Consider the following 22719-nt stretch of genomic DNA (forward strand, 5'->3'; position numbering starts at 1 on the left):
TATCAGCTCTGCTCCCTGTATTTGTCCATCATGGAGTTAAAGAGCACTGCTGTCCCCGGCGGCGTATAAGTTATGGCGTTTGCTCCGGCGTCTACTGTCTTTTTGATATTCTCTGGAGTATTCCCTCCGCTTGCTATTATAGGCACGTCAGGGAAATCACTGCGGATCCTTGCTACAACCTCGGGCGTGTCTGCAGCACAGGCCACATTAAGGATAGACGCCCCGGCCTCAAGCCTTGCCTTTATATCTGTATTTATGCTTGTAACAGTGATCACTACAGGTATATCAACAGCCTTTGAGACAGCAAGAAGGTTTACATTCTTTACAGGGGAATTAAGCACTATCCCCATGGCTCCGCTTGATTCCATGTCCTTTGCAAGTCCTATGGTCCTTATTCCGTGAGTCGTTCCGCCTCCGACTCCGGCGAAGACAGGTATATATGAATACTTGATCACTGCATCTCCTATAGCCGTCTGAGGAGTAAAGGGATATACTGCAAAGACAGCGTCAGCATTGCAGTTCCTGATTATAGCCAGATCCGTCGTAAATACCAGTGTCTTTATCCTTCTGCCAAAGATTACTATTCCCGATGCCTTCCTTGCCTCCTCCGGAACGGATACTATATTGTGCCTGAGCCTGGTCTCTATCACAGGTCTTTTCTTTTCTTCTGCCATTTTCCCACCTTTTATAAATATTATTTCTTCAGGGCCTCAAATACATTTATCTGGGCCGCAATTTTCTTTAGCTGATCGAGATTCGATTTCATATAGAACTTAAGGGCTGCAAGCTCCTCATCGCTGAAACCGCGGTTTTTTGTGATCCTGCAGTCAGGTATCACTCCCTCTGCATAACGGTCCTTGTCAGAAAATGTCACATAGGCATATTTATTGCGTCCTGACATGTCTGTGCAGACCGAAGATACTGTCATTCTGATCGAATCTTCCATTTATATTCTCCAAACATTAAAAAGGAGCCATATGTTTCAATAGCATATATTTTACATCAAAGAAGGGTAAAAATAAAGAAAAAGAATAAAAAAAGCACCCCTTCCCTGTCTGCACAGGGAGGGGCGCCGCGATAGATCAGCCTATTACATCATTGGCTGCTGAGGTCCTGGCTGAGCCGGAGCCGGTTCTTTAATATCAGCAACTGCAGACTCTGTTGTAAGGAGTGTGCTTGCAACTGAGCATGCCTGCTCAAGAGCAGTACGTGTAACCTTTACAGGATCGATGATTCCGTTCTCGACCATCTTTACATACTTCTCATTGTAAGCATCAAAGCCCTCGCCGTCCTTTGAGTTCTTGACATTGTTGATGATGACTGAGCCCTCAAGTCCAGCATTGTCAGCTATATAGAAGAGAGGTGCATCAAGCGCCTTTAATACGACATTTGCTCCTGTCTTCTCATCACCGCTGAGGCTCTCAGCAAGATTCTCGACATCCTTCTCAGCATGGATATAAGCGCTTCCGCCTCCTGCAATGATTCCTTCTTCGACTGCTGCTCTTGTAGCGTTTACAGCGTCTTCCATCCTGTACTTGGCTTCCTTCATCTCTGTCTCAGAAGCAGCGCCGACACGGATGACAGCTACTCCACCAGCGAGCTTTGCGAGACGCTCCTGAAGCTTTTCCTTATCAAAGTCAGATGTAGTCTCCTCTATCTGCTGCTTGATCTGTGCTACACGGGCATCGATGGCCTGCTTGTCGCCACAGCCATCAACGATAGTTGTGTTCTCCTTGGTGATCTTGGCGCTCTTTGCACGACCGAGCTGTTCGATAGTAGCGTCCTTAAGCTCGAGGCCTACATCAGAGGTGATGACCTGGCCGCCTGTAAGGATAGCTATATCCTGAAGCATTTCCTTTCTTCTGTCGCCATATCCAGGAGCCTTTACTGCTACTACATTGAAGGTTCCACGAAGCTTGTTAAGGATAAGGGTCGTAAGAGCCTCACCCTCTACATCCTCTGCAATGATCAGAAGCTTTGCGCCGTTCTGTACGATCTGCTCGAGAAGAGGAAGGATATCCTGGATATTCGAGATCTTCTTGTCTGTGATAAGGATATATGGATCATCAAGAGTAGCTTCCATCTTCTCTGTATCTGTAACCATGTATGAGGAAATATACCCCTTGTCGAACTGCATTCCTTCAACGAGGTCAAGCTCTGTCTGCATGGTCTTTGATTCCTCGATAGTGATTACGCCATCGTTTGAAACCTTCTCCATTGCATCAGCAACGAGCTGTCCTACCTCCTCGTTTCCAGCTGAGATAGCTGCAACCTTTGCGATCTGCTCCTTGCCTGATACCTTGTCAGACATCTTCTTAAGAGATTCAACAGCGCAGTCACAGGCCTTCTTCATTCCCTTACGGAGAACGATAGGATTGGCACCTGCTGCAAGGTTCTTCATGCCTTCCTTGATCATTGCCTGAGCAAGTACTGTAGCTGTAGTAGTGCCATCACCGGCGACATCATTGGTCTTTGTAGCGACCTCCTTTACAAGCTGGGCGCCCATGTTCTCGAACTCATCCTCGAGCTCTATGTCCTTTGCGATAGTAACACCATCGTTCGTGATAGTAGGAGCTCCGTAGCTCTTATCAAGGACTACGTTTCTTCCCTTAGGTCCAAGGGTCACACGAACTGTATCAGCAAGCTTGTCAACACCAGCCTGAAGCGCCTGTCTTGCGTCAGCGCCGAATTTAATATCTTTTGCCATGACTTAAATACTTCCTTTCGTTAGATCACTCAACAATAGCAAGGATGTCATCCTGCTTTACAATAATATACTCTTCATCATCAAGCTTGACATTTGTCCCGGCATACTTGCTGTAGACAACCTTCTGTCCGGCCTTGACCTGCATGGTAACGTCCTTGGTTCCAGGGCCTACTGCGATAACCTCGGCCTCCTGCGGCTTCTCCTTGGCACTGTCTGCAAGGATGATGCCTGACTTGGTCTTCTCCTCAGCCTCTAACTGCTTCAAAACTACCCGGTCTGATAACGGATTAAGTTTCATGATGAAATACCTCCTTGTTCGATGATATTTTTCTTAATCTGTTAGCACTCATTTTGGAGGAGTGCTAACCAACTGTCTATATAATAGTTTTTTGTCTGTATGTTATCAAATCGAAAAATCGCATATTATTCTCGATTTTCCTCTGAAGATCAGAAGTATACTCTTGTATACTCCGTTTTTCTTAAACTTGTAAAAATAAACCTATTCCAAAGGCCACAGCTGTCTGAACAGCCGCTTTCCGGTTTCGGTCCTGAATATCTTCTCGAAAACATTCTCCCTTGTCCTCTGATCTGTGTCATCCTCATACATATTTACGAGGAAATCAGCCTCAACAAGGATCTGGTAATCAATCCCGTCTATATTATTATATGTATGATGATGTCCTACAAGATATGAGACCCTGTTCACAAGCTCACTCTCAAACCCCATATCGCTAAGTAGCTTTGCGGCAAGTGGCGCTCCCAGCTTTTCCTGGACAGATCCGGCTGTCGTATGAAAGCTTTGCTCTGCCTTATGGATTCCTATATCATGGACTATTGCAGCTATCTCTGTTATCTCTCTTAGCCTTAGTGGCAGATGCTCCTTTACAGCCATCATATGGGCGTAATAATAGACCTTTGTAAAATGCGTAAGCCTCTTCGGATCTCCGGCATCAAAGTCGGCCATAGCCATATATACATCCTCGATAGCAGGACGGGTCCTGACCTCGTCACCTTCCTCGGACAAATAATCATAGACTCCGCTGTCCGGGACACAATAAGCTATATAAGGTCTCTGTCTTCTCGACCGGTTTGCCTCTCCTGTATCTATATCACATAGCAGAAGCTCCTCGCCAGGTCCGGCCTCCTTTATCACATTTCCATCAGGCCCTACTATAATACTGTCTCCGGCAAATACCAGGCCGTCCTCATCCCCGGTCCTGTTCGCCATGGCTATAAAGACATTGTTCTGATATGCCTCTGCTATGATCTCTGACCTGAAAACAGAAAGAGGCTCATCTGAAAGATTTGCTGCCGGTATCAGGATAAGAGATGCACCGGCTAAGGCACATGCTCTTATGCTCTCAGGAATATGCCTGTCAAAGCAGATAACTATCCCTATATTGCCAAATGGCGTAGGGAAAACCCTGTATGGCTCCCTTGCCGGATGATAGTAGTCGCCCTCATAGAAATTCTCTGCAGTAAAGATATGATGCATATCGCAGCTGCCCTGAAGTCTGCCTGTCTTTGTAAACAGATAGGATCTGTCAAAAAGCCTGCCATCCTCTTCCTTTACATAGAAATTAGGGCAGAGATAGATATTATTATCTCCGGCAGCCCCGGCAAATCTCCCGATCACAGGATCGTCTGTCCCGACAGAAAAGGCCTCAGGAGAAATCCCCATACCAAGAAGCATCTTAGCCGGATACCTGGGAAAAAAAGGAGTCAGGGTAAGCTCAGGATAAAGAAGCAGATCCGCTCCTGCCCTTGCAGCCTGTCCGGCTAACCTTATGGCCACATCCTCATTTACCCTTTTATCAATATCCATCTCCATCTGAGCAATGGCTATCTTCATTTCTTCTTACCCTCTGCTTTCTCTATGAATTTCTGGTCATTTACTATAAATCTCTCGTGAGTCCCCTCTCCTATAAGACCTGTCTCGTCATAGGCCTCCCAGGAAAAGGTAAGCTTCCTCCGATCGATTGCAGTAAGCCTTGTCTTTGCAGTCACCTTCATACCAAGCGGTGTGGCACTAACATGAGAAAGTGTCATAGCCGTCCCTACAGTAGACTCTCCATTTGAAAGCTCCGGCGCAACAGAGGTCCATGCTGCCTTTTCGACCAGTGAAACCATAGCCGGCGTCGCAAAGACAGGAAGCGTCCCGCTCCCGACACATGCAGCAGTATTTTCATCAGTTACAAGGGCCTCTGCCTGACCTGTGATTCCTTCTTTTATCATGTATATCTCCTTTCATCTGCTACTATAATAATAAAAAATCAGGGGCTATGCAAGAAGGGGCACTTATGTTAACTTTATGTAAAATCAATATAAAACAGTTGCAAGCAATTCCCAAATAATATAAACTCTTAATGTAATTTTTGTGTGAAATCTATGTAAAGAGAGGAAACATGAACATCATTATCTTACTTAAACTGATCGGCGGTCTTGTGCTTTTCCTTTATGGAATCGATTACCTGGGCGTATCGCTAAAGAAGGTCTCGGGCGGGAAGCTTGAGAAGATCTTAGAAAGCCTGACCAACAACAAATGGAAGGCAGCTCTCCTTGGAGCTCTGGTGACCGCAGTGATCCAGTCCTCCGGTGCTACTATCGTGATGTGTGTCGGATTCGTAAATTCAGGCATCATGAGCCTTGAGCAGTCTGTCGGAGTGATCCTTGGAGCAAATATAGGAACCACAATCACAGCCTGGCTCCTGTCGCTTTCGGGCATCAAGAGCGATATGCTCCTGCTCCAGCTCTTCAAGCCCGAAAACTTCGCACCTGTTATCGGTCTTATAGGACTTATAATGGTAATGGGCTCCAAAAAGGAAAAGAAGAAAAATGTAGGAGCCATCCTTCTTTCATTCGCGATCCTTCTTATAGGAATGAGCTCAATGTCAAGCGCGGTTTCTCCTCTCGCAGAGGACAAGGCCTTTACAAGCGTCCTTACAATGTTCTCTAATCCATTCCTGGGACTTCTCGTAGGACTGGGCATGACAGCTATCCTTCAGTCATCATCAGCCTCGATCGGTATCCTTCAGGCTCTTTCCACATCAGGAACCGTCACCTTTGCGACAGCCATTCCTATTATAATGGGTGAGAATATAGGATCTGCCATCACAGGAATCATCTCATCTGTCGGTGCAGGAAGGAATGCCAAGCGCGCAGCATGGATGCAGATGTTCTACTGTATTATAAAGACCACGACCTTCATGACCATCTTCTATATACTAAATGCGCTAATTCATTTTGATTTCATGACAAAGCTGGCCTCACCTGTGACTATAGCCGTCTTCCATTCAGTATTCAATATTGCCGCGGTCATGCTTATGCTTCCATTCTGTGAGATCTTAGTAAAGATTGTAAAGAAAGTCTTCCCTATCACAGAAGCGGAGAAGAAGGAAGCCGAGACGATGCATACCTTTACTATACTTGATGATCGTTTCCTTTCCTCGCCTGCCTTTGCCCTTAGCCAGTCGAAGACAGTTCTTATCGAGATGATGAACCACAGCAACGATGCTATGAAATATGCCATAGATCTGATCTATGACTACGACGAGAAGAAGGCCCTTGAGGTCGAGCGTCTCGAGAAGCTGGTTGATGAATATGAGGATCATCTGAACACCTATCTGTCCAGGGTCGCCTCCGGTTCACTTTCAGATACAGACGGACATACCTTAGCCTCCCTGCTCCATTCGACTAATGACTTCGAGAGGATAAGCGACCATGCCCTTAATATCATGCAGTCAGTTCAGATCATGAACGAGGACAATACTGTATTCTCCGAGGGAGCCATAAAGGAGCTTCATATCTTTACAGATGCCGTCGAGGAGATACTTGGTATCACAAGAGGTGCGCTTGCTGGCGATGATATAGAGATGGCAAAGCGTATCGATCCGCTCGAGGATACTATAGATTCTATAGACATGGAGATAAAGGAGCATCATGTGAAGCGTCTCCAGTCGGGAGAATGTACTGTCGAGCAGGGAATCTTCCTCTCGGATATCACTACCGACTTAGAAAGAGTCGCTGATCACTGCTCCAATATAGCAGCCTACATTATCTCCGCCTCTGACAATACATTTGATGTGCACGAATTCTCACAGAGGGAAAGAGAAGCGAGAAATGAAAGCTTCAGGCTTATAGAGGACGGATATCAGGCCAAATACGAGCTCCCTGAATATGTGCCTCAGCCAAAGAAGACTACTGATCAAAAGAAAGCTGAAAAGAAGGATAAGAAAAAGAAAAAGAAGAATAAATAAAAAAGCCGCGGCTTAGCCGCGGCTTTTCTTTATCTTGCTATAAAGCTCTCCCAGTCATTTATTATAGAATCATCATCGAAGTAATTGATCCTCATTTTCTCCTGCATCTGATGCAGTGTATCATTAGTGATCGAGACCGCCTTTTGTGTACCCTCCTTAAGGATATCGTAGACATCAGGTATCCTCTTCTCCCATTCATGTCTTCTTTCTCTTATGGGATCAAGCACCCTGTTTAGTACCTTTATAAGAAACTTCTTGCAGTCCATATCGCCCAGACCGCCTCTCGTATAGTGGTCCTTAAGCTCATCGAGATTCTGATAGTCCGGCCAGAAGTCCATGAAATCATCGTCTGTCGCGAAGGCATCAAGATAGGTGAATACGCAGTTGCCCTCAAGATGTCCAGGATCATCCTTTCTCAGATGCTTTGGATCAGTGTACATGCTCTTTACCTTTTTCTCAAGAGTCTCTTTATCATCAGCGAGATAGATGGCATTGCCCAGTGACTTGCTCATCTTTGCCTTTCCATCTATTCCCGGAAGCCTCATGGCAGCCCTGTTGTCAGGAAGCATGATCTCCGGCTCGACTAATACCTCGCCATAGGTCATATTGAATCTCCTGACTATCTCCCTGGCCTGCTCTATCATCGGTTCCTGATCCTCTCCTACCGGCACACAGTTTGCCTTGAAGGCCGTGATATCCGCTGTCTGTGATACAGGATAGGTGAAGAATCCGGCAGGTATTCCCTCACTGCCCGGCTTGTCGAAGCCTCTTAAGGTGATCTCATTCTTTATGGTAGGGTTCCTTGATAATCTCTCTGTGGTCACCATGTTCATGAAATAGAATGTCATTGCATGGAGAGCCGGAATCTGTGACTGGACACAGATGGTCGATATATCAGGATCTATACCGACTGAGAGATAGTCAAGAGCGACCTCTATCATATTGTCTCTTATCTTCTGAGGGTTCTTAGCATTGTCTGTAAGAGCCTGGTCATCGGCTATAAGGATATTTATCCCGTCAAACCTGCCGCTGTTCTGAAGCTCCACTCTTCTTCTCAGTGAGCCTGTGAAATGTCCGAGATGGAGCTTTCCAGTAGGCCTGTCGCCTGTTAAGATGATATTTTCTTTCTTTTCCAAAACCAAATCCTCCAATCAAACCTTCTTAAGTATCAGGGCTGACATAGGCTTAGATACTATCCTTTCACTCTCTATATGAGGAGTCTCATCCTGCCAGTAGCTGGAGCAATCCGTATCGGCAAGAAGCTTCCATTTCCCCGCAGGAAGAGAGAGCTTTCTGTTGTATTCAGATCCGTTGTATACAAAGAGCAGATGTCCCGACGAATCCTTTGCCTGTACGAAGACAAGTCCCTCAGGAAGGCCATCCTCATCTCCTGCCCAGATCATGAAATCATCCTTTACACCACTGTCCTTTCTGCAAAGGATAGGAAGTCTTTTCCTTAGAGCTATAAGCCCCTTATAGTAATCTATCAGATCCTTGTGAGCATATAGCTGATCCCAGTGTATGGCATTTTCCTCTATAGCGGCATTATAGGAATTCTCATCGCCATTCTTGGTCCTTGCTCCCTCCTCACCGAGGAAGAAGAACGGACGGCCTGGTGTCATAAGATATATGGCAGCTGCAAGCCTGTTCTCAGAAAGTCTCTTTTCTTCGGAATCTCCGACCGGATGAAGGCCATTTACCCGTGAGAGCTTATCCCACAGGGTCAGATTGTCATGACAGGATACGAAGGTTATGCTCTGAGAAGGATTCGAGATTATACCGTCTCCACCCAGACATGACATGATTCCCTTCTTTAGGGCCTGATGGTCCCTGGTACCCTCGACAAAGCCAGGATCATCAGGCTCGAATGCCTTGCCTGTTATGGCATCGCGAAGATTATCGTTGAAATATCCTATCGAGGTATCAAGCCTTGTGAAATGATCCTTATCAGACATCACGACATCGCCTGACGGATATGTCTTCATATTCCAGGCCTCGCCATAGACTATCTTTTCATCCTTGCCGAATTCCTCGTCGAGATTTCTCTTGATATCGTTCATAAGGCCTGTGTCGAGAAGGCTCATTATATCGAAGCGGAAGCCATCCAGATGATACTCCCTGGCCCAGTAGGTGACACAGTCTGTAATGAACTTATGAGTCATAGGCATCTCTGTGGCCACATCGTTGCCGCAGAAGGATCCCTCGGAGAGGCTTCCGTCATCCTTAAGCCTGTAATGGTACCATGGAGCCGTCCTCTGCAGAGGTGTATCAATACCATAGGTATGGTTGAAAACGACATCCATTATGACTCTGAATCCGGCCTTGTGAAGGGCCATCACGGCTTCCTTGAGCTCTCTTACCCTTACCTCGCCCCTGTAAGGATCGCTTGATAAGCCTCCCTCCGGAGAAAAATAGTTTCTCGGATCATAGCCCCAGTTGTACGGCTCACCATTTTCGCTTCCCTTCAGATGGTTGGCAAAGGCAGCCGCCTCATCAACACTGGCATAGTCATAGATTGGCAGAAGCTGAATGTGTGTAACTCCAAGCTCCTTAAGATATGTAAGTCCTGTCGGCTTATCTCCAAGAGATGTATGCTGGCTTGTAAAGGCAAGGAACCTTCCTCTCTGCTCCTCAGGGAAGCCTCCTGACTTATCCCAGGAGAAGTCCTTTACATGGGTCTCGCAGATCACTGTCTCAGGAGTCTTAGCCGGAGGTCTGTCCTCTGTCCAGCCGTCAGGATCCGTTGTAGAAAGGTCAAGTATCTGGCCCCTCTGCCCATTTACTCCGCAGGAGACAGCATAAGGATCGACAGTGACTACTGTTCCGTCTTCATGCTTTATCAGATAATCATAGTATTTTCCTGATAGATTCTTCTTGCTGTTTATGGAAAAGACTCCGTTCTTTCCATAGATCATATTGTAATCGGATGAAGGGCAATCATCCTCTGTACCGTCCTCCTCCTTAGAGCCATGCTCAAACAGCCTCAAATGCACTTCCTGGGCCATTGGACTCCAGAGGGCGAAATGAGTTCCCTCCTCATCTACCCAGGCTCCGAGCCGGCCGGAATAATCATATTTTGAAGAGAAGGAACTGCTTGTATAGAATTCCTTCCACTCAAGTGGTGTTCGACTCATCTAAACTTCCTTTATAAAAAAACAGGGACGCATGGGCGTCCCATAAATACTCTTATAATTCTGTCAGTCTCTGCTTTATCCGGTCAAGGACCTTAGCCGGAACTGTATCATCACGGTACAGGTCCGAAAAACAGCTCTCTGAATCCATCAGTGCTGTCACATCAAGCCATCCACCGTTACGGAATTCCTCATCAAATACTCCAAAAACCTGTCTGTCAGACAGAAGCTTCTTCAGAGGAATATCATCATACTGCATCTAATCGATCTCCCATCAGACTCTCTTCAGATACTCTCCTGTACGGGTATCGATCTGAAGCTTATCCCCTGTATTTACAAAAAGAGGAACCTGGATCTCAGCGCCTGTCTCTAATGTAGCCGGCTTTGTAGCTCCGGTTGCAGTATTGCCCTTAAGGCCTGGCTCAGTATCAGTAACCTCAAGCTCAACAAAAAGAGGAGGCTCAACTGCGAATACATCTCCATTATGTGAGCAGATCTTTACCATTTCGTTTTCTTTTACGAACTTTAAAGAATCTCCGATCTCCTCCTTAGGAAGAGAGATCTGATCATATGACTCAGTATCCATGAAATAGTAAAGATCGCCATCATTATACAGATACTGCATATCTCTTCTATCGATATGTGCCTGCGGAAATTTCTCTGTCGGACGGAAAGTGGTCTCTACTACTCCTCCGTTCTTAATATCCTTAAGCTTGGTGCGGACGAATGCTGCGCCCTTTCCTGGCTTAACATGCTGGAACTCGAGTATCTGATAAACTCCGTTATCATACTCGATCGTGATGCCGTTTTTGAAATCGCCGGCTGTTACCATATCTGAACCTCCTTGATTCTTTTCAAAATTTACTAAAATATTTTACACGATTGCACCTCTAAATGCAAGCGCTTGTTATTTCTCTTTCATCATTTTCTTCAGCTCGTCCATAAATGAGTTCACATCCTTGAACTGTCTGTAGACTGAAGCGAACCTGACATAGGCCACAGGATCTACATTCACAAGCTTGTCCATGACTATCTCCCCGATCACTGAGCTAGGAATCTCGTGTTCTTCTCTTGCAAAGATATCCTTCTCGACCTCGTTTACTATCTTAGTTATCTCCATTGCAGAAACAGGTCTCTTATGACAAGCTACAAGTATACCCTTCTCGATCTTTCTCCTGTCATACTGTTCGCGCCCCATGTCCCTCTTTATCACTATAAGAGGAATGGTCTCCACCTTCTCATATGTCGTGAAACGCTTATTACAGTCGTCACAGTGTCTCCGGCGCCTTATGGATGTATTGTCATCAGCCGGTCTTGAATCAATGACTCTGGTATTGTCAGAGCCGCAGTACGGACATTTCATTTCGTCTTTCCTTTCATAGTATCAGACATTGAATCTGAACAGGATCACATCGCCATCTTGTACCACATACTCTTTCCCTTCTGTACGGATAAGTCCCTTTTCTCTTGCCTGCTGCATGGATCCGCAGCTCATCAGATCATCATAGGATACCGTCTCTGCACAGATAAATCCTCTCTCGAAGTCTGAATGGATCTTGCCTGCTGCCTGAGGAGCCTTGGTCCCCTTAGTGATGGTCCAGGCCCTGGTCTCATCCTCTCCTGTAGTAAGGAAGGATATGAGGCCTAAAAGTGAATATGAGGCCTTTATAAGCTTATCAAGTCCTGATTCCTTAAGTCCCAGGTCTGCAAGAAACTCCTTTTTCTCCTCCGGATCATCAAGCTCAGAGATCTCCTGCTCTATCTCGGCACTTACTACGAATACCTCCGATCCGTCCTCCTTTGCTGACTCCCTTACAGCCCCTACATACTGATTCGATGCCCCGTCGTCTGACAGATCATCCTCTGCGACATTGGCCGCATAGATCACAGGCTTTGCGGTCAGCAGATTATAGCCCTTAAGCAGGGCCTCCTCATCCTCATTATCACAGGCAAATGCCTTGGCCATCCTTCCTTCCTCAAGGAAAGGCTTAAGTCTCTCGATAAGAGCGACCTCAGGACGCAGGCTCTTATCCATTGCTGACTGCTTCTTTATCTTGGCATAGCGGCGGTCTAAGACCTCCATATCCGAAAACAGCAGCTCCAGGTTAATAGTCTCTATATCCCTTTTAGGATCTATATTACCATCTACATGGACTATATTTGAATCATCAAAGCATCTCACAACATGGATTATGGCGTCGCATTCCCTTATATTGGCAAGAAACTGATTTCCCAGTCCCTCACCCTTGCTGGCTCCCTTTACGAGTCCGGCAATATCTACGAATTCTATCACAGCCGGGATTTTCTTCTTGCTGTGGTTCATCTCGGTAAGCCTTTCAATACGCTCATCCGGGACATTTACGACTCCTACATTCGGGTCGATCGTAGCAAATGGATAATTAGCTGCGAGTGCGCCGGCCTTGGTCAGCGAGTTGAAAAGAGTACTTTTCCCGACATTGGGAAGTCCGACGATTCCTAGTTTCATTTCTTCTTATATCTCCTTAAAAATCCTTATATTTACGGGCTTTGCGCGATGTGCCATTCATCTTTCTAATATCTTAACCCCTCACAATCTCCACCATCCCCAGATAATCTGCCTTCCTTGTGATAAGCATCTCCGACAGAAGAGAGAGATCCTTCTTTCTGCTGGTGCCGTCGGCTACAGCCAGTATCACACTCTTTTCAGGCGTGATGGACCTGAGCATATTATCCGGCTTACCATCCTGGGTAGATCTCAGGGAGAGATGTATGCCTCTTTCTGAGGCAGCATGCGCTAGTGTATCTATGACCGGAGTGCTCTCAGCAGAAAATCCTACTGTCCAAAGCTCTGCCTCGCTTATCTGATCGCGTGAGGAATTCATCATTGCCATGGTAAGTATCCGCTCAGTCATATCGTCTATGTCAGCCTCATTTTTGTAGAGAGCCTTCATCAAAAATCTGTCGCAGAAAAGGAAGCTGCCCCTTTTTTTCGCTGCATCAAGCAGGGTTCCCAGATGAGAGATAGCACAGCTTGTGGCTATAGACGAGCATCTGCTACCCATCATCCCAAAAATGGCAAGAGCGAATACATAGAGCAAAACGCCCAGTAAAAAACCAATGGCAAAAAACTTCTCAGAGAAAGAAGGAACCTGTATACGCACTGCCTTGCCTTCCTCCTTGGAGGAATCGTCATTTTCCTTTCCTGACTCCTCCTTTTCCTTCTTATGTCTCTCTGATGACTCCTTTAGTCTGGTAGAGGTGGTCTTATCATAGAGGTTATTCTCACGCAGAAGCTTTTCAAAAAGCGTCTTCTGCTCATCGGAAAAAGCGTCCGTAGCAGTCTGGTAGGCAGACTTCAGGTTATTAAGGCTGGATGTGTAGTTCGTCTGAGTAGTCTGCATATCCAGATCAGAAACCGTATTTGTATCGGCACTTACCCTTTTTATAGAGCCTGATGACGTACCAAGATCCTTCGTATCATATGAAGAGATCAAATCCTCTATCGAATTTTCGATGGTGGAGGCATCGGCCTTCGCTGGCAGATAAAAGGTGACCTTCATCATGTCCGTAGACGGAACAGCATCATTTGTTTTCCTCTCCGACTTCGCATCACTTACATCGATAAGCTCACGGATATACTTAGGACTGGTATTTAGTCCAGAGGCCTTCTGGATCCTTTTTACAGCCTTATCCGACAAAAGCATCTCTTTATAGAGTGTAAGCAGGTCTGAGGCGTCAGAGCCTTTGTCCGCCCTGATAAAGTAGAGAAGCGACAGCTGCTTCAGGTTCATAGGATCAAGATTCATATAGTAGGAGTCAGCCAAATAAGCACTCTGTGACTCTATCTGCTTTTTCTGTGAAACAGCCAGCTGGACAGCATCCTGATCGTCCACGCTCAGATGGCTGTGCTCTATGATATCATCGCTAAAGGTCTCGGTCCGTGAGAGCCTGAGTGCTGTGCGGTAGGCGACAATATCCTTTCGGTACTTTATACCACCGGCTGCAAATCCCAGTATCAGGGCAAAAACAAGGATCGCCCGCCACTGGATCATGGTCTTTTTCAATAGTGACAAAAGGTCTATCTCTACGATATTCTGTTTGTAGCTTTGATTGTTCATTTAGGAATACTCCTTAATATATATTAATGCTGTGCCATGGTATAGGCAAGTGTCAGTCCAGAGGATATACCAGCTATGTCAATCGACAGGCAGGCGGACGGTCTATCATCCCTGACTGCCACCTGATCTGGTGGTAAGACTGGCGTCATCTGCCCCAATGGCACCGCTCCAGGCGCCGTTTACACTAAAGCCGCTGCCGTCCGCAGTCGGATAGGCTGTCACGGTCCAGGTGGCCGTACCAAGTGTCTTCGAATGGCGGGAGATGTCTCCAGAGGCACTCTCAACAGCAGTCTGAAGGCCTTTAATCCCGTTCGTACAGGTGATAATGCCCTTCCTACCTGATGCCGTCCAGGTAAGAGAGGTATAGCCGGCTGTAGTGACCTGGCTTTCTATATCAGGATCCTTAAGCACCTTCCTGGTAGCATCTAGAATGGCCGATGCAGTCCTTACGTCCTTACTGATCCGCCTGTCCTCATTTCTCTTGATCACAGGCGGAGCTATAAGCCCAACCAGTACAGCGACACCCGCTATCAACAGCATGACAGTCGGAGCGGTAAGCCTTCTTTTTACTTTTACTGTATCTTTTTCTTCTCTTTCTTCCATATTAGTGCTCCTGTCTTACGATTACAGGGAGGCTCCTACGCCCTGCTACAGATTAGTCACTTATGCATTATAGCAAAAGTCAGACATTTTATCTATACTTATTTTGGTTCAATCACAAATTCTATGTTCTTCACACCACCATCTCTGCCACACACCGGGCGATAAGCAGAGAATTGTAGCATGATGTCTCATTCAAAAAACATGAGTTGCAGTACCTTAGTAAATTACATATCCGAAATAGGTACACTCACTGGGATAGCTGTACTTATTTGATTAATGATAGGCGTATACAAATCAACACTTAAATCTGGCGTCGATAACGTCACCACAAGCGAATACTTCACCTTATGCTCATATCTGTTGAGATACGTCCGTTCTTTCCACCAGCCACCTACCGGATACACAGCAACATATCTTGATTCGCATAAATCGACCGCATTACCGATAATAAAGTCAGAATGTACAGATCCCACATTTCATTCACAGCATGAAGCCCATTATTCAATAAAGCAGGAGTTATCAACTTATGCTGATCGTTAATTCCGGCATCAAGTAAACAGATGCTCGTCTTAGAGTCATTGAACGTACATCTGGAAAGCAATTCATCCGCCCATTCATTTTGTTCTCTCTTATACATAGAAGTAAAAAATGATGACGGTTCTTCAGCCCTTCTTATCTCAGTTACATATTCACAATTTGCCAGCAACTCTTTCAATCCGGATTTATTAGCAGAAATAAGCTTTACAATCCGTTCTGGAAAAAAGAATACGTTTGTCTTTATCAACCGTTACCTGTAACTGATCACAAACATTATGAAATTCATTCTCAACTGAAACCCACGGCTCTGCATCAGATCTCTTTATTTCATAGCGTAGCCAGACCTCGCAGTTAACAGGGTGATCTTCAGGAATCGTACTTCGCTGATCTGTCCAAAAAGAATCTAACAGTGCAAGCTTCACACTCTCAATACTTCCTACAAGATCATTATTCTTTGGAAGTCCTTTTTTAGTCTTTTCTGAAGAATATGCCTCGATTCGTTTACGGAAGAAATCTTCTTTTCCCTCAGGAATATAAACCGTGGCTTTGATTACCCCATTAACGTTCCTGATATTAAGAAGTCGAATTCCGGAAGGTCTATTCTCAAGACTTTTAGTGGCGAGCTCAAATCCATCAGCTCCAGAAAATTCAGCATAGGTTCCTTTCATTTTGATTGCCGCCACCTGCTTTTGCGTCAACGACTGCTGAATCGTCTTTTCATACTCACGGCTTAACTGACGTGCATGTCCAACATAATTACTTCTTGTTGGATATTTCTTCGACACAGGATGAGACGACGATTTATATGGCATTCGTTCTGTAATATTATCCAGAAATATATCTCTTTTGTCGACAGCCATTAGCCTCAAGCCTCCCTACTCACATAATTATTCCGCCTATCGTTAAGCAAAGAGATGAGCATCAAACTATTGAAATTTTTTCCATAAAGAATAGATTCTTTCATTGCATCCTCAGCTACAATCGTTAACTCTGCCTGACTCAATCCCCGAGCAGCTTCAATAACCTCTTTACTGCAAATGCTTCCGTCCTGGTACCCTTCAAGTTTATAATCAAAAAGCTGCTTAATTTGTGCATCGTTCGGCAACTCATAATGTATTACATCATCAAATCGCCTAAACAAAGCCTTATCCAGCATCTTTGGATTATTCGTAGCCGCAATGATTATGCTATCAGAAACATCATTTTCAATAAACTGAAGAAACGAATTAAGAATTCTTCTCATTTCTCCTACTTCATTATCCATTAAACGGTCTGCTCCAATGGCATCAAATTCATCAAAAAGATAAACCCCAGCAGACGTATCCATGCTATCGAATATTTGGCGAAGTCGGCTGCTGGTTTCTCCCATAAATTTAGTTACCAGTTTATCCATTTGAACAGTATACAAAGGCAACTGTAACTCAGAAGCAATAATGGAAGCTGTCATAGTTTTTCCAGTTCCCGGAGCTCCCTCAAGAAGAATTTTCCTTCTATTTGATAAGCCGCTTTTGTAAAGCTTGTTTCTATTACGATATTCTAGCAGAATCCTTTCTATTTTTGAATGAACCGAGTCATCCGTGAATAATTCTGTAAGTTCTACTGATGGCATCGACATCTGCAACATGGGGTTGGAATTTTGCATTTTGAAAATTGTGGCACTCTTCCCAATTGAAGATGCATCTTTCTTTAATTCCTGCGCAAAACTGCCATGTCCCAACTTGGCTTCGTGAGCCACAATCTGTAGTACAACAGTCTTAAATTTTTGATCATCATGCTGACTATATGCCTTTACAAGGCTACGAATTTGATCAGCTGTTGCCATTCAGACGCACCTCCTTCCACCTCTGACATTATATTTTTATTCTACCATCAGGCTGGGCCTCTGTCAATTTCTCCTCTTGACAAAAATGAAATATTCTCCTTCAAGTAAAAAGGTCTAATGCTTTTTTCTTATCGAAAGCGTCATTTCCAGCAGGTTTACTATCGCCGTCCCGCAGAATGCCCCGAACACGTCAAGCCAGACATCTGCTATCTGAGGGCCTCTTCCGCTGAAGATCTGGATGGTCTCATCGATGAAGGCGACATAAAATGCGAATCTCACAGAAGTCAGCACCCTGCAGTGCAACAGGCGAGAAATCCTCCATATGGTACTATCATTTTGTGCAGATGATGCTGTCGTACATTCTGACGCAGCATCCGAGGTCATCAAAGGCCCTGCAACTCTGCCACAAGTCTTCATAGTAGCAGCGGTTGAATCAGAGTATCTGATGTACTGATACAGCAGCAGCTCTATCCCTAGTATGAAATACTCGCTAAAATGCGCCAATTTTCTTACCAGATGGTCTGTCACACCATTCTTCCCAAAGATCAATGACAATAGCGGATAGAGGACCTTCAGAAAAAAACCGCTCTCATCGGCCGAGGTATGTCTGGGTACCATTGAATGACCCCAGATAAAAGCCAGGGTAATAATAATGATGATTGCTATGAGTTTTCGTTTAATAATGTTGTGGTCAAGCATTTTTCTAACAAATATGGCTAAAATATTGTTCTTAAACAGATACATCAAATACTCTGTCTAAAAGCTTTAAATCTTTTAAGCTCATTGATTCCTTCCCTGGATTCTAGTCGTGGCACGACGTATGTCAAGGGAGCTTTGCTCCATTTCATGGAAACCCTTGACATGCATCGCTTCCACGACTATCAGACACTTAACTCTGTTCCGCGTCAGTCATTATCTTCCCTTCCTATCTCCCAGTGGCCGCTATATCCTCTGCCTATATAGTGTACATCATTCATATCCTTTATTTTTCGTCCTACCGTCTTTTCACTTATTCCCAGTATCTCAGCTATCCTCTTCCTTGTAATCTTATTATCCTTTTGGATAAGCTGCTTTATCTGTAATCCAATGTCATATCCTTGAGGGGCATCTTGAGGGGCATCTTGAGGGACATCTTGAGGGACATCTTGAGGGACATCTTGAGGGACATTTCCATAGTTGAGATTATATATGGTCAGAACAAAACTGTCATACGAATCAGTGAACTACTCTGTCCAGGTCACATGTATTACATCCTTCATATCTAGGCCTTCATTCTCTCAAAATCTACTTTGCACAAGTCGATATCAGACTGCATAATATCTTGTGGCAAGATGTGAAACAACCGCTGATTTTGGCTTACTGAAATGTTTCCAGTATTATCAACACCATTCCGGTCATATGCATTGAAATAAATGGCTTTGAAGCCCTATATAGACTCAAACTCATGATACGCTTGACTTTATTCCTGCCTTCATATATACTTGTATGTAGATACACTATGTATATACATTCGACGTGGAGTGATTAACATGATGACAGCAAAGGTTTTTCAAAGTGGCAATAGTCAGGCTATTCGGATTCCAAAAGAATTTCATACTGACCTTAAGGAGTTTATCATCAGCAAAGTCGGTGACGGATACATCCTTTATCCGGCTGATGATCCATGGTATCCGCTAAAGCAAAGCATTGGGAAAATGCCATCTGATTTCATGGAATACCGGGATCAGCCAACATGGGATGAGGTGGAAAAACAGGAGGATTTCTGATGTATCTTCTCGATACTAACATCTGCATATATGGTGTAAAGAACAGCTATCCAGCATTAACACAAAAGTTGCTGACGGTTCGACCGAATGAAATTTATGTCTCAGCTGTTACAGTCGGAGAGCTAGAATACGGATGTTCAAAAAGCAAATGGGGCGAACGTTCAAGAAATATTATGGAAATGTTCTTAGCAGCCTACTTCGTCCTTCCATTCACTAGGAAAGACGCCATTCTTTTTGGACATCTAAGAGCCGAACTTGCCATGAAAGGTACTCCGATTGGTCCATATGATATCCAGATCGCCGCTCAAGGCGTATCACGAGGACTTACCGTTATAACTCATAATGTAGGAGAATTCAACAGGGTTCCAGGATTAAAAGTAGATGATTGGACAATTTGACCTAATGAATGAATTCAAAGCCAAAAATCCAGAGCATAAAGCAGCAAGTCTCATTTCTTACACCGTGTTGATTTATAATTAAAACTGACCCATGGGGGTCAATTTTACTTGACAATCTACACCGATGTTTACTTTGCTCGAAGCGCACCTGTGGCCATCTCAGTGCTGTGTAACGATCCGAATTCAATGAACTTTTATCGCACCAACATTCCTTAATCGCATCGATGATTGAAAACTGTATCAATGTGACCATCCTCCGCAGTTCTCTCGCACCGGGCGAAGAAGCACACTATTGGAAGAATATTGTAAAGCTCAGCCTTCAGAGATCGATTACCCGCTCTGCGTGGCTGTTGTATTGTTGTGCTTAATGATTCTGTGATTGTGATCCGCAGCCGAACTACTCAACTACTCAAACGTTCTAACTACTCGGACAGAATAGAAACTACATCCACCACATCACAATCAAGAACATTGCAAATCTTTAAAATGATGTCCAAACCTACTGGCTCGTCCTTTTACATCTTTGCAATGGTTGTTCTAGAAACACCACACGCCTTGGCTAATTCAGTTTTTGTCATCTTCGCATCTATCAGCTTTTTCCAAAGCGGATCGTATGAAATCTTGCGCATAAACGGTATTAAGCGTTATTTTAGGCTGTAAGACGTTCTACAGCTATGTCTGTTCTCCAGGACATTATCATTTTAGCAAATAATGTCCAGATTTTCAATCTAAATGTTCAAAATAGTGGTCAAAATGGTTGCTGTGGTTAACGTGAAGCTATTGTTAGAAGTAGGGAGTTCCGTCCTGGCAAGGAAGGCCATGGATTTGAATGAGTTTCTTCCTATATGAACATGGCTTCAACTGTGTATCTCAGTCATATTGAACCAAATCACGCCGCTGGCGTGAAGCTTATATTGTTAATTCTGCACAAAAGTTACACTAGTACCATCCTCGGGGTTATTCCCCGAGGAAAATCATTACCTCATCAAGGCTTTTATTGCTTTTACGATATGCTTCGATGATCTGCCGATTCTCATAGTCCTGCTTTTGTTTCTGCAGGTTCTTGAGCCGCTCGGCTGTTTCATCATATTTCTTGCTGAGTGCTGAAAGCTCAGCCTCGGTTTTCTGGATCTCTGATTCAATCGACGCTATCGATCTGGTTCTTGCCATCGCTGTCCTCCTTTTCGCTGTCAAGCAGCGACTGGCTGGATACCAGAAGACTGCTGATTTCTGCTGCTGTGCTGCGGATACTGTTTTCATCAAGTCCAAAGGCACTTAGTATTGTTTTCTGCTTCTTCGTTACGGCGTGATCCAGCAGGTAGCGTCCGTCAGTACGGCGTACCATCTCGATCTTCTCAAGTTCACGAAGAGCTGCTGGTACGGTCATGTAGTTCGGGCTCTGCTCGATCCGCATCATAGTATCTTTCAGAAGATTGTAGATACGGTTACGGATGATCAGTGCTATAAACTCGATGAATACTTTTGCAGACAATGCTTCATCACTAGAAACAAGCATACTTCTTGAACCTATAAATGACTTATCGGCCCTGAACAGTTTCTCGGAAATATCGCGTCCTTTGTACTGAGTAAGGGCTTCATCTGCTTTCATCTTTTCAGAAGTGATGATGCAGAAGTATCCACAGAGTTCGAGCTCACGCTGGACCACATCGGAACATTCTGTCAAACCGACAAGCTTATGCTCCCTGTCATAGTGAAGCTTGAAGTATTTCTGGTATGTCTTTCCAAACGTATCAGTTGTACCTATCCGTTTTTCAAGAAACTGACGGTATTTCTCAACCGTAAGCTCAAGCCGCTCACGTTCGGCAGCCTGTCTGGAAGGATTGAAAAATATATGAAAGAACCGGTCTTTTTCATCATCTTCATACAGCCTGGCAGTAACTGTTTTTCCGTATGCTCTGTAAGAACGGATAGAGCAGGACCTGTCAGTCTCAAAGGTGTTTCTGTTTTCAAGGATCAGAGATGATACCAGCGGTCTGCAGCCCTTTACCATCATGATAAAGGAGTAGCCGTTCTCATCCATGTAGCGGATGTTCTCTTTGCTGAAATACCCACGGTCGAGGATAAAACCGACTTTATGGTAGCCATAATCGATGACCTTGTCTACAAGAAAAGTAAACTGGGATACATCTACAACGGATCCCGGGTATTCCTCATAAAGAAGAGGGACTCTGTTGGTCTTGTCAAAAGCGACAGCTACGTTAAAGATTGGGATGCCCCTGTCATCCTTTGCTTTTCCGTATTCGATCAGGCTGATGTCACCGGCTTCGCAGTTTTTATTGGTCGAATCATAGGAGATGTATATCCGCTGCTTATGGTCTCTGCGTTTGTTCCAGTCGTCAAGAAATCCCAGGATCTGTTCCTGGCTGACAGACGAAAGAAAACGGCTGACCGTTGAGTCGCTGTAGATATTCATCTTCTCTGAAAAGAGTGGATGAGAAAAAGCAAAATCAGGATAATACTGACCGGCATTCTCCTCATCTACGATCAGATACGAAGCAAGATCTAGCAGAAGCCCGGCCTTGGCGCCAAACCTTTTCATCATGATATCAGGGAGCTTGTAATCTTCCATGACTTTGCGGATGACTGCATAGCTTCCTATCCTCAGGCTGCAGCTTCGGTATGATTCAGGAAGTTCCTCGGGAAGGACAGCATCCGGAAAGTAGACTGAGTACTTTTCATTGGGATACATCTTTCCAGCCTGATCAGGTATAACTTTACCAATGATGGCTCTCTTCGGGACACAGTACCCTTTGTCTTTGTGATACTCCTGTCCATACTGATACAGGATGTATGCGGCAGAGCCTTTCCTTTTGGTGATGATCTTCCCTTTCACCGATGGAATTTCGACCGCGAAATTGTAGTACATAGGCATCTCCTTATTAGTGTAACCGTTACACTAATTATACTACAATTTGTTGTCGATTGCAAGCAAAAAAGTCAGTATTTATGCGGGTTTGCGAGCTTTTTTGTGGTTTGAAAGTCGGCTAGTGTAACCCGCGAGGGAAGTTCACACATATGCTCATTTGCCTCCCTTATTATCGTCGGGCATATCTGACAGTTACACTCCATCAGAAAGTATATGGTTCTCTCCAGTTGACTGTCATATCCTTGTAAAACATGATAGATTTTCACCAACACCGCAGCAGTGCACAAAATCTCACCATAACGATAAGTGTGCATGTTGTCTTCCACACAGGCAACTGTGTCGACCTGCCGGTTGAGGTATTTCGGCGCTAAATCCTCTACCCTGCTTTCTTGCTGTCTACGCTTAGTACGCTTCGTTACCTAACGCACTCAAGGCTCGCTTCAGTTGCTGTGGTTAGCAGCTTAAACCGGTGGGGCGACAACATAAGGAAAACCGGTTCTTATTGCTATAAAGAT

The 22719-nt window shown here is 44.8% G+C and carries 24 protein-coding genes; 3 read left to right on the plus strand and 21 right to left on the minus strand.

Annotated features, from left to right (window positions below):
* Nucleotides 1–2 precede the first annotated feature (2 nt).
* From ACTNCK_RS07625 to ACTNCK_RS07650, 6 genes are all read right to left on the minus strand, one after another.
* Nucleotides 3–674, minus strand: coding sequence for a hydrolase (locus tag ACTNCK_RS07625; RefSeq protein ID WP_441081909.1), 672 nt, complete (start codon nucleotides 672–674; stop codon nucleotides 3–5).
* A gap of 20 nt (nucleotides 675–694) precedes the next feature.
* Entirely contained in the window at nucleotides 695–946 is a 252-nt protein-coding gene (locus ACTNCK_RS07630; protein ID WP_441081910.1) for a hypothetical protein, read from the minus strand.
* 144 nt (nucleotides 947–1090) lie between these two features.
* Complete coding sequence (gene groL / locus ACTNCK_RS07635) at nucleotides 1091–2707, minus strand: chaperonin GroEL (RefSeq protein WP_441081911.1); 1617 nt, start codon at nucleotides 2705–2707, stop codon at nucleotides 1091–1093.
* A 25-nt stretch (nucleotides 2708–2732) separates the two neighbouring features.
* On the minus strand, nucleotides 2733–3005 hold the full coding sequence (locus ACTNCK_RS07640; protein ID WP_441081912.1) for a co-chaperone GroES: 273 nt from the start codon (nucleotides 3003–3005) through the stop codon (nucleotides 2733–2735).
* A 201-nt stretch (nucleotides 3006–3206) separates the two neighbouring features.
* A complete protein-coding gene (locus tag ACTNCK_RS07645) occupies nucleotides 3207–4559 on the minus strand; it encodes a nitrilase-related carbon-nitrogen hydrolase (RefSeq protein ID WP_441081913.1) in 1353 nt (450 codons plus the stop codon).
* Nucleotides 4556–4942 (minus strand): thioesterase family protein, encoded by a 387-nt coding sequence (locus tag ACTNCK_RS07650; protein WP_441081914.1) that lies wholly within the window; start codon nucleotides 4940–4942, stop codon nucleotides 4556–4558. Before ACTNCK_RS07650 ends, ACTNCK_RS07645 begins: the two co-directional genes overlap by 4 nt.
* A gap of 170 nt (nucleotides 4943–5112) precedes the next feature.
* Here ACTNCK_RS07650 and ACTNCK_RS07655 point away from each other — a divergent pair, with 170 nt between their 5' ends.
* A complete protein-coding gene (locus ACTNCK_RS07655) occupies nucleotides 5113–6963 on the plus strand; it encodes a Na/Pi cotransporter family protein (RefSeq protein WP_441081915.1) in 1851 nt (616 codons plus the stop codon).
* Nucleotides 6964–6992: 29 nt separating this feature from the next.
* Here the strand turns inward: ACTNCK_RS07655 and trpS are convergent, their stop codons facing one another.
* From trpS to ACTNCK_RS07715, 12 genes are all read right to left on the minus strand, one after another.
* Complete coding sequence (trpS, locus tag ACTNCK_RS07660; protein ID WP_441081916.1) at nucleotides 6993–8099, minus strand: tryptophan--tRNA ligase; 1107 nt, start codon at nucleotides 8097–8099, stop codon at nucleotides 6993–6995.
* Between the two features lie 15 nt (nucleotides 8100–8114).
* The gene (gene pulA / locus ACTNCK_RS07665; RefSeq protein ID WP_441081917.1) at nucleotides 8115–10097 is read right to left on the minus strand and encodes a type I pullulanase; all 1983 of its coding nucleotides are present in this window, start codon (nucleotides 10095–10097) and stop codon (nucleotides 8115–8117) included.
* Nucleotides 10098–10149: 52 nt separating this feature from the next.
* Nucleotides 10150–10353: a hypothetical protein gene (locus ACTNCK_RS07670; protein WP_441081918.1), complete on the minus strand. Its 204-nt coding sequence runs from the start codon at nucleotides 10351–10353 to the stop codon at nucleotides 10150–10152.
* Between the two features lie 15 nt (nucleotides 10354–10368).
* Complete coding sequence (efp, locus tag ACTNCK_RS07675; protein ID WP_441081919.1) at nucleotides 10369–10926, minus strand: elongation factor P; 558 nt, start codon at nucleotides 10924–10926, stop codon at nucleotides 10369–10371.
* Between the two features lie 75 nt (nucleotides 10927–11001).
* Nucleotides 11002–11457: a transcriptional regulator NrdR gene (gene nrdR, locus ACTNCK_RS07680; RefSeq protein ID WP_441081920.1), complete on the minus strand. Its 456-nt coding sequence runs from the start codon at nucleotides 11455–11457 to the stop codon at nucleotides 11002–11004.
* Between the two features lie 21 nt (nucleotides 11458–11478).
* Entirely contained in the window at nucleotides 11479–12579 is a 1101-nt protein-coding gene (gene ychF / locus ACTNCK_RS07685) for a redox-regulated ATPase YchF (protein WP_441081921.1), read from the minus strand.
* A gap of 73 nt (nucleotides 12580–12652) precedes the next feature.
* Entirely contained in the window at nucleotides 12653–14191 is a 1539-nt protein-coding gene (locus ACTNCK_RS07690; RefSeq protein ID WP_441081922.1) for a hypothetical protein, read from the minus strand.
* Between the two features lie 105 nt (nucleotides 14192–14296).
* Nucleotides 14297–14794 carry a hypothetical protein gene (locus tag ACTNCK_RS07695; protein ID WP_441081923.1) on the minus strand — a complete coding sequence of 166 codons (498 nt, stop codon included), beginning with the start codon at nucleotides 14792–14794 and terminating at the stop codon, nucleotides 14297–14299.
* Nucleotides 14795–15519: 725 nt separating this feature from the next.
* On the minus strand, nucleotides 15520–16191 hold the full coding sequence (locus ACTNCK_RS07700) for a hypothetical protein (protein ID WP_441081924.1): 672 nt from the start codon (nucleotides 16189–16191) through the stop codon (nucleotides 15520–15522).
* A gap of 5 nt (nucleotides 16192–16196) precedes the next feature.
* Nucleotides 16197–17153: an AAA family ATPase gene (locus ACTNCK_RS07705; RefSeq protein ID WP_441081925.1), complete on the minus strand. Its 957-nt coding sequence runs from the start codon at nucleotides 17151–17153 to the stop codon at nucleotides 16197–16199.
* 114 nt (nucleotides 17154–17267) lie between these two features.
* The gene (locus tag ACTNCK_RS07710) at nucleotides 17268–17897 is read right to left on the minus strand and encodes a VanZ family protein (protein ID WP_441081926.1); all 630 of its coding nucleotides are present in this window, start codon (nucleotides 17895–17897) and stop codon (nucleotides 17268–17270) included.
* Nucleotides 17898–18058: 161 nt separating this feature from the next.
* Complete coding sequence (locus tag ACTNCK_RS07715; RefSeq protein WP_441081935.1) at nucleotides 18059–18349, minus strand: HTH domain-containing protein; 291 nt, start codon at nucleotides 18347–18349, stop codon at nucleotides 18059–18061.
* 333 nt (nucleotides 18350–18682) lie between these two features.
* Here ACTNCK_RS07715 and ACTNCK_RS07720 point away from each other — a divergent pair, with 333 nt between their 5' ends.
* Both ACTNCK_RS07720 and vapC read left to right on the plus strand, forming a co-directional pair.
* Nucleotides 18683–18919 (plus strand): antitoxin, encoded by a 237-nt coding sequence (locus ACTNCK_RS07720; RefSeq protein WP_441081927.1) that lies wholly within the window; start codon nucleotides 18683–18685, stop codon nucleotides 18917–18919.
* Nucleotides 18919–19317, plus strand: coding sequence for a type II toxin-antitoxin system tRNA(fMet)-specific endonuclease VapC (vapC, locus tag ACTNCK_RS07725; protein ID WP_441081928.1), 399 nt, complete (start codon nucleotides 18919–18921; stop codon nucleotides 19315–19317). The genes ACTNCK_RS07720 and vapC overlap by 1 nt, the downstream gene beginning before the upstream one ends.
* 515 nt (nucleotides 19318–19832) lie before the next feature.
* Here vapC and ACTNCK_RS07730 read toward each other — a convergent pair.
* From ACTNCK_RS07730 to ACTNCK_RS07740, 3 genes are all read right to left on the minus strand, one after another.
* On the minus strand, nucleotides 19833–19946 hold the full coding sequence (locus ACTNCK_RS07730; protein ID WP_441081929.1) for a helix-turn-helix domain-containing protein: 114 nt from the start codon (nucleotides 19944–19946) through the stop codon (nucleotides 19833–19835).
* A 328-nt stretch (nucleotides 19947–20274) separates the two neighbouring features.
* Nucleotides 20275–20487, minus strand: a complete 213-nt coding sequence (locus ACTNCK_RS07735) for a DUF4315 family protein (protein WP_441081930.1) — start codon at nucleotides 20485–20487, stop codon at nucleotides 20275–20277.
* A complete protein-coding gene (locus ACTNCK_RS07740; protein ID WP_441081931.1) occupies nucleotides 20456–22204 on the minus strand; it encodes an IS1634 family transposase in 1749 nt (582 codons plus the stop codon). Before ACTNCK_RS07740 ends, ACTNCK_RS07735 begins: the two co-directional genes overlap by 32 nt.
* Nucleotides 22205–22719: the final 515 nt, after the last annotated feature.

Source organism: Candidatus Weimeria sp. HCP3S3_B5, assembly GCF_052064335.1.
GTDB lineage: Bacteria > Bacillota > Clostridia > Lachnospirales > Lachnospiraceae > Weimeria.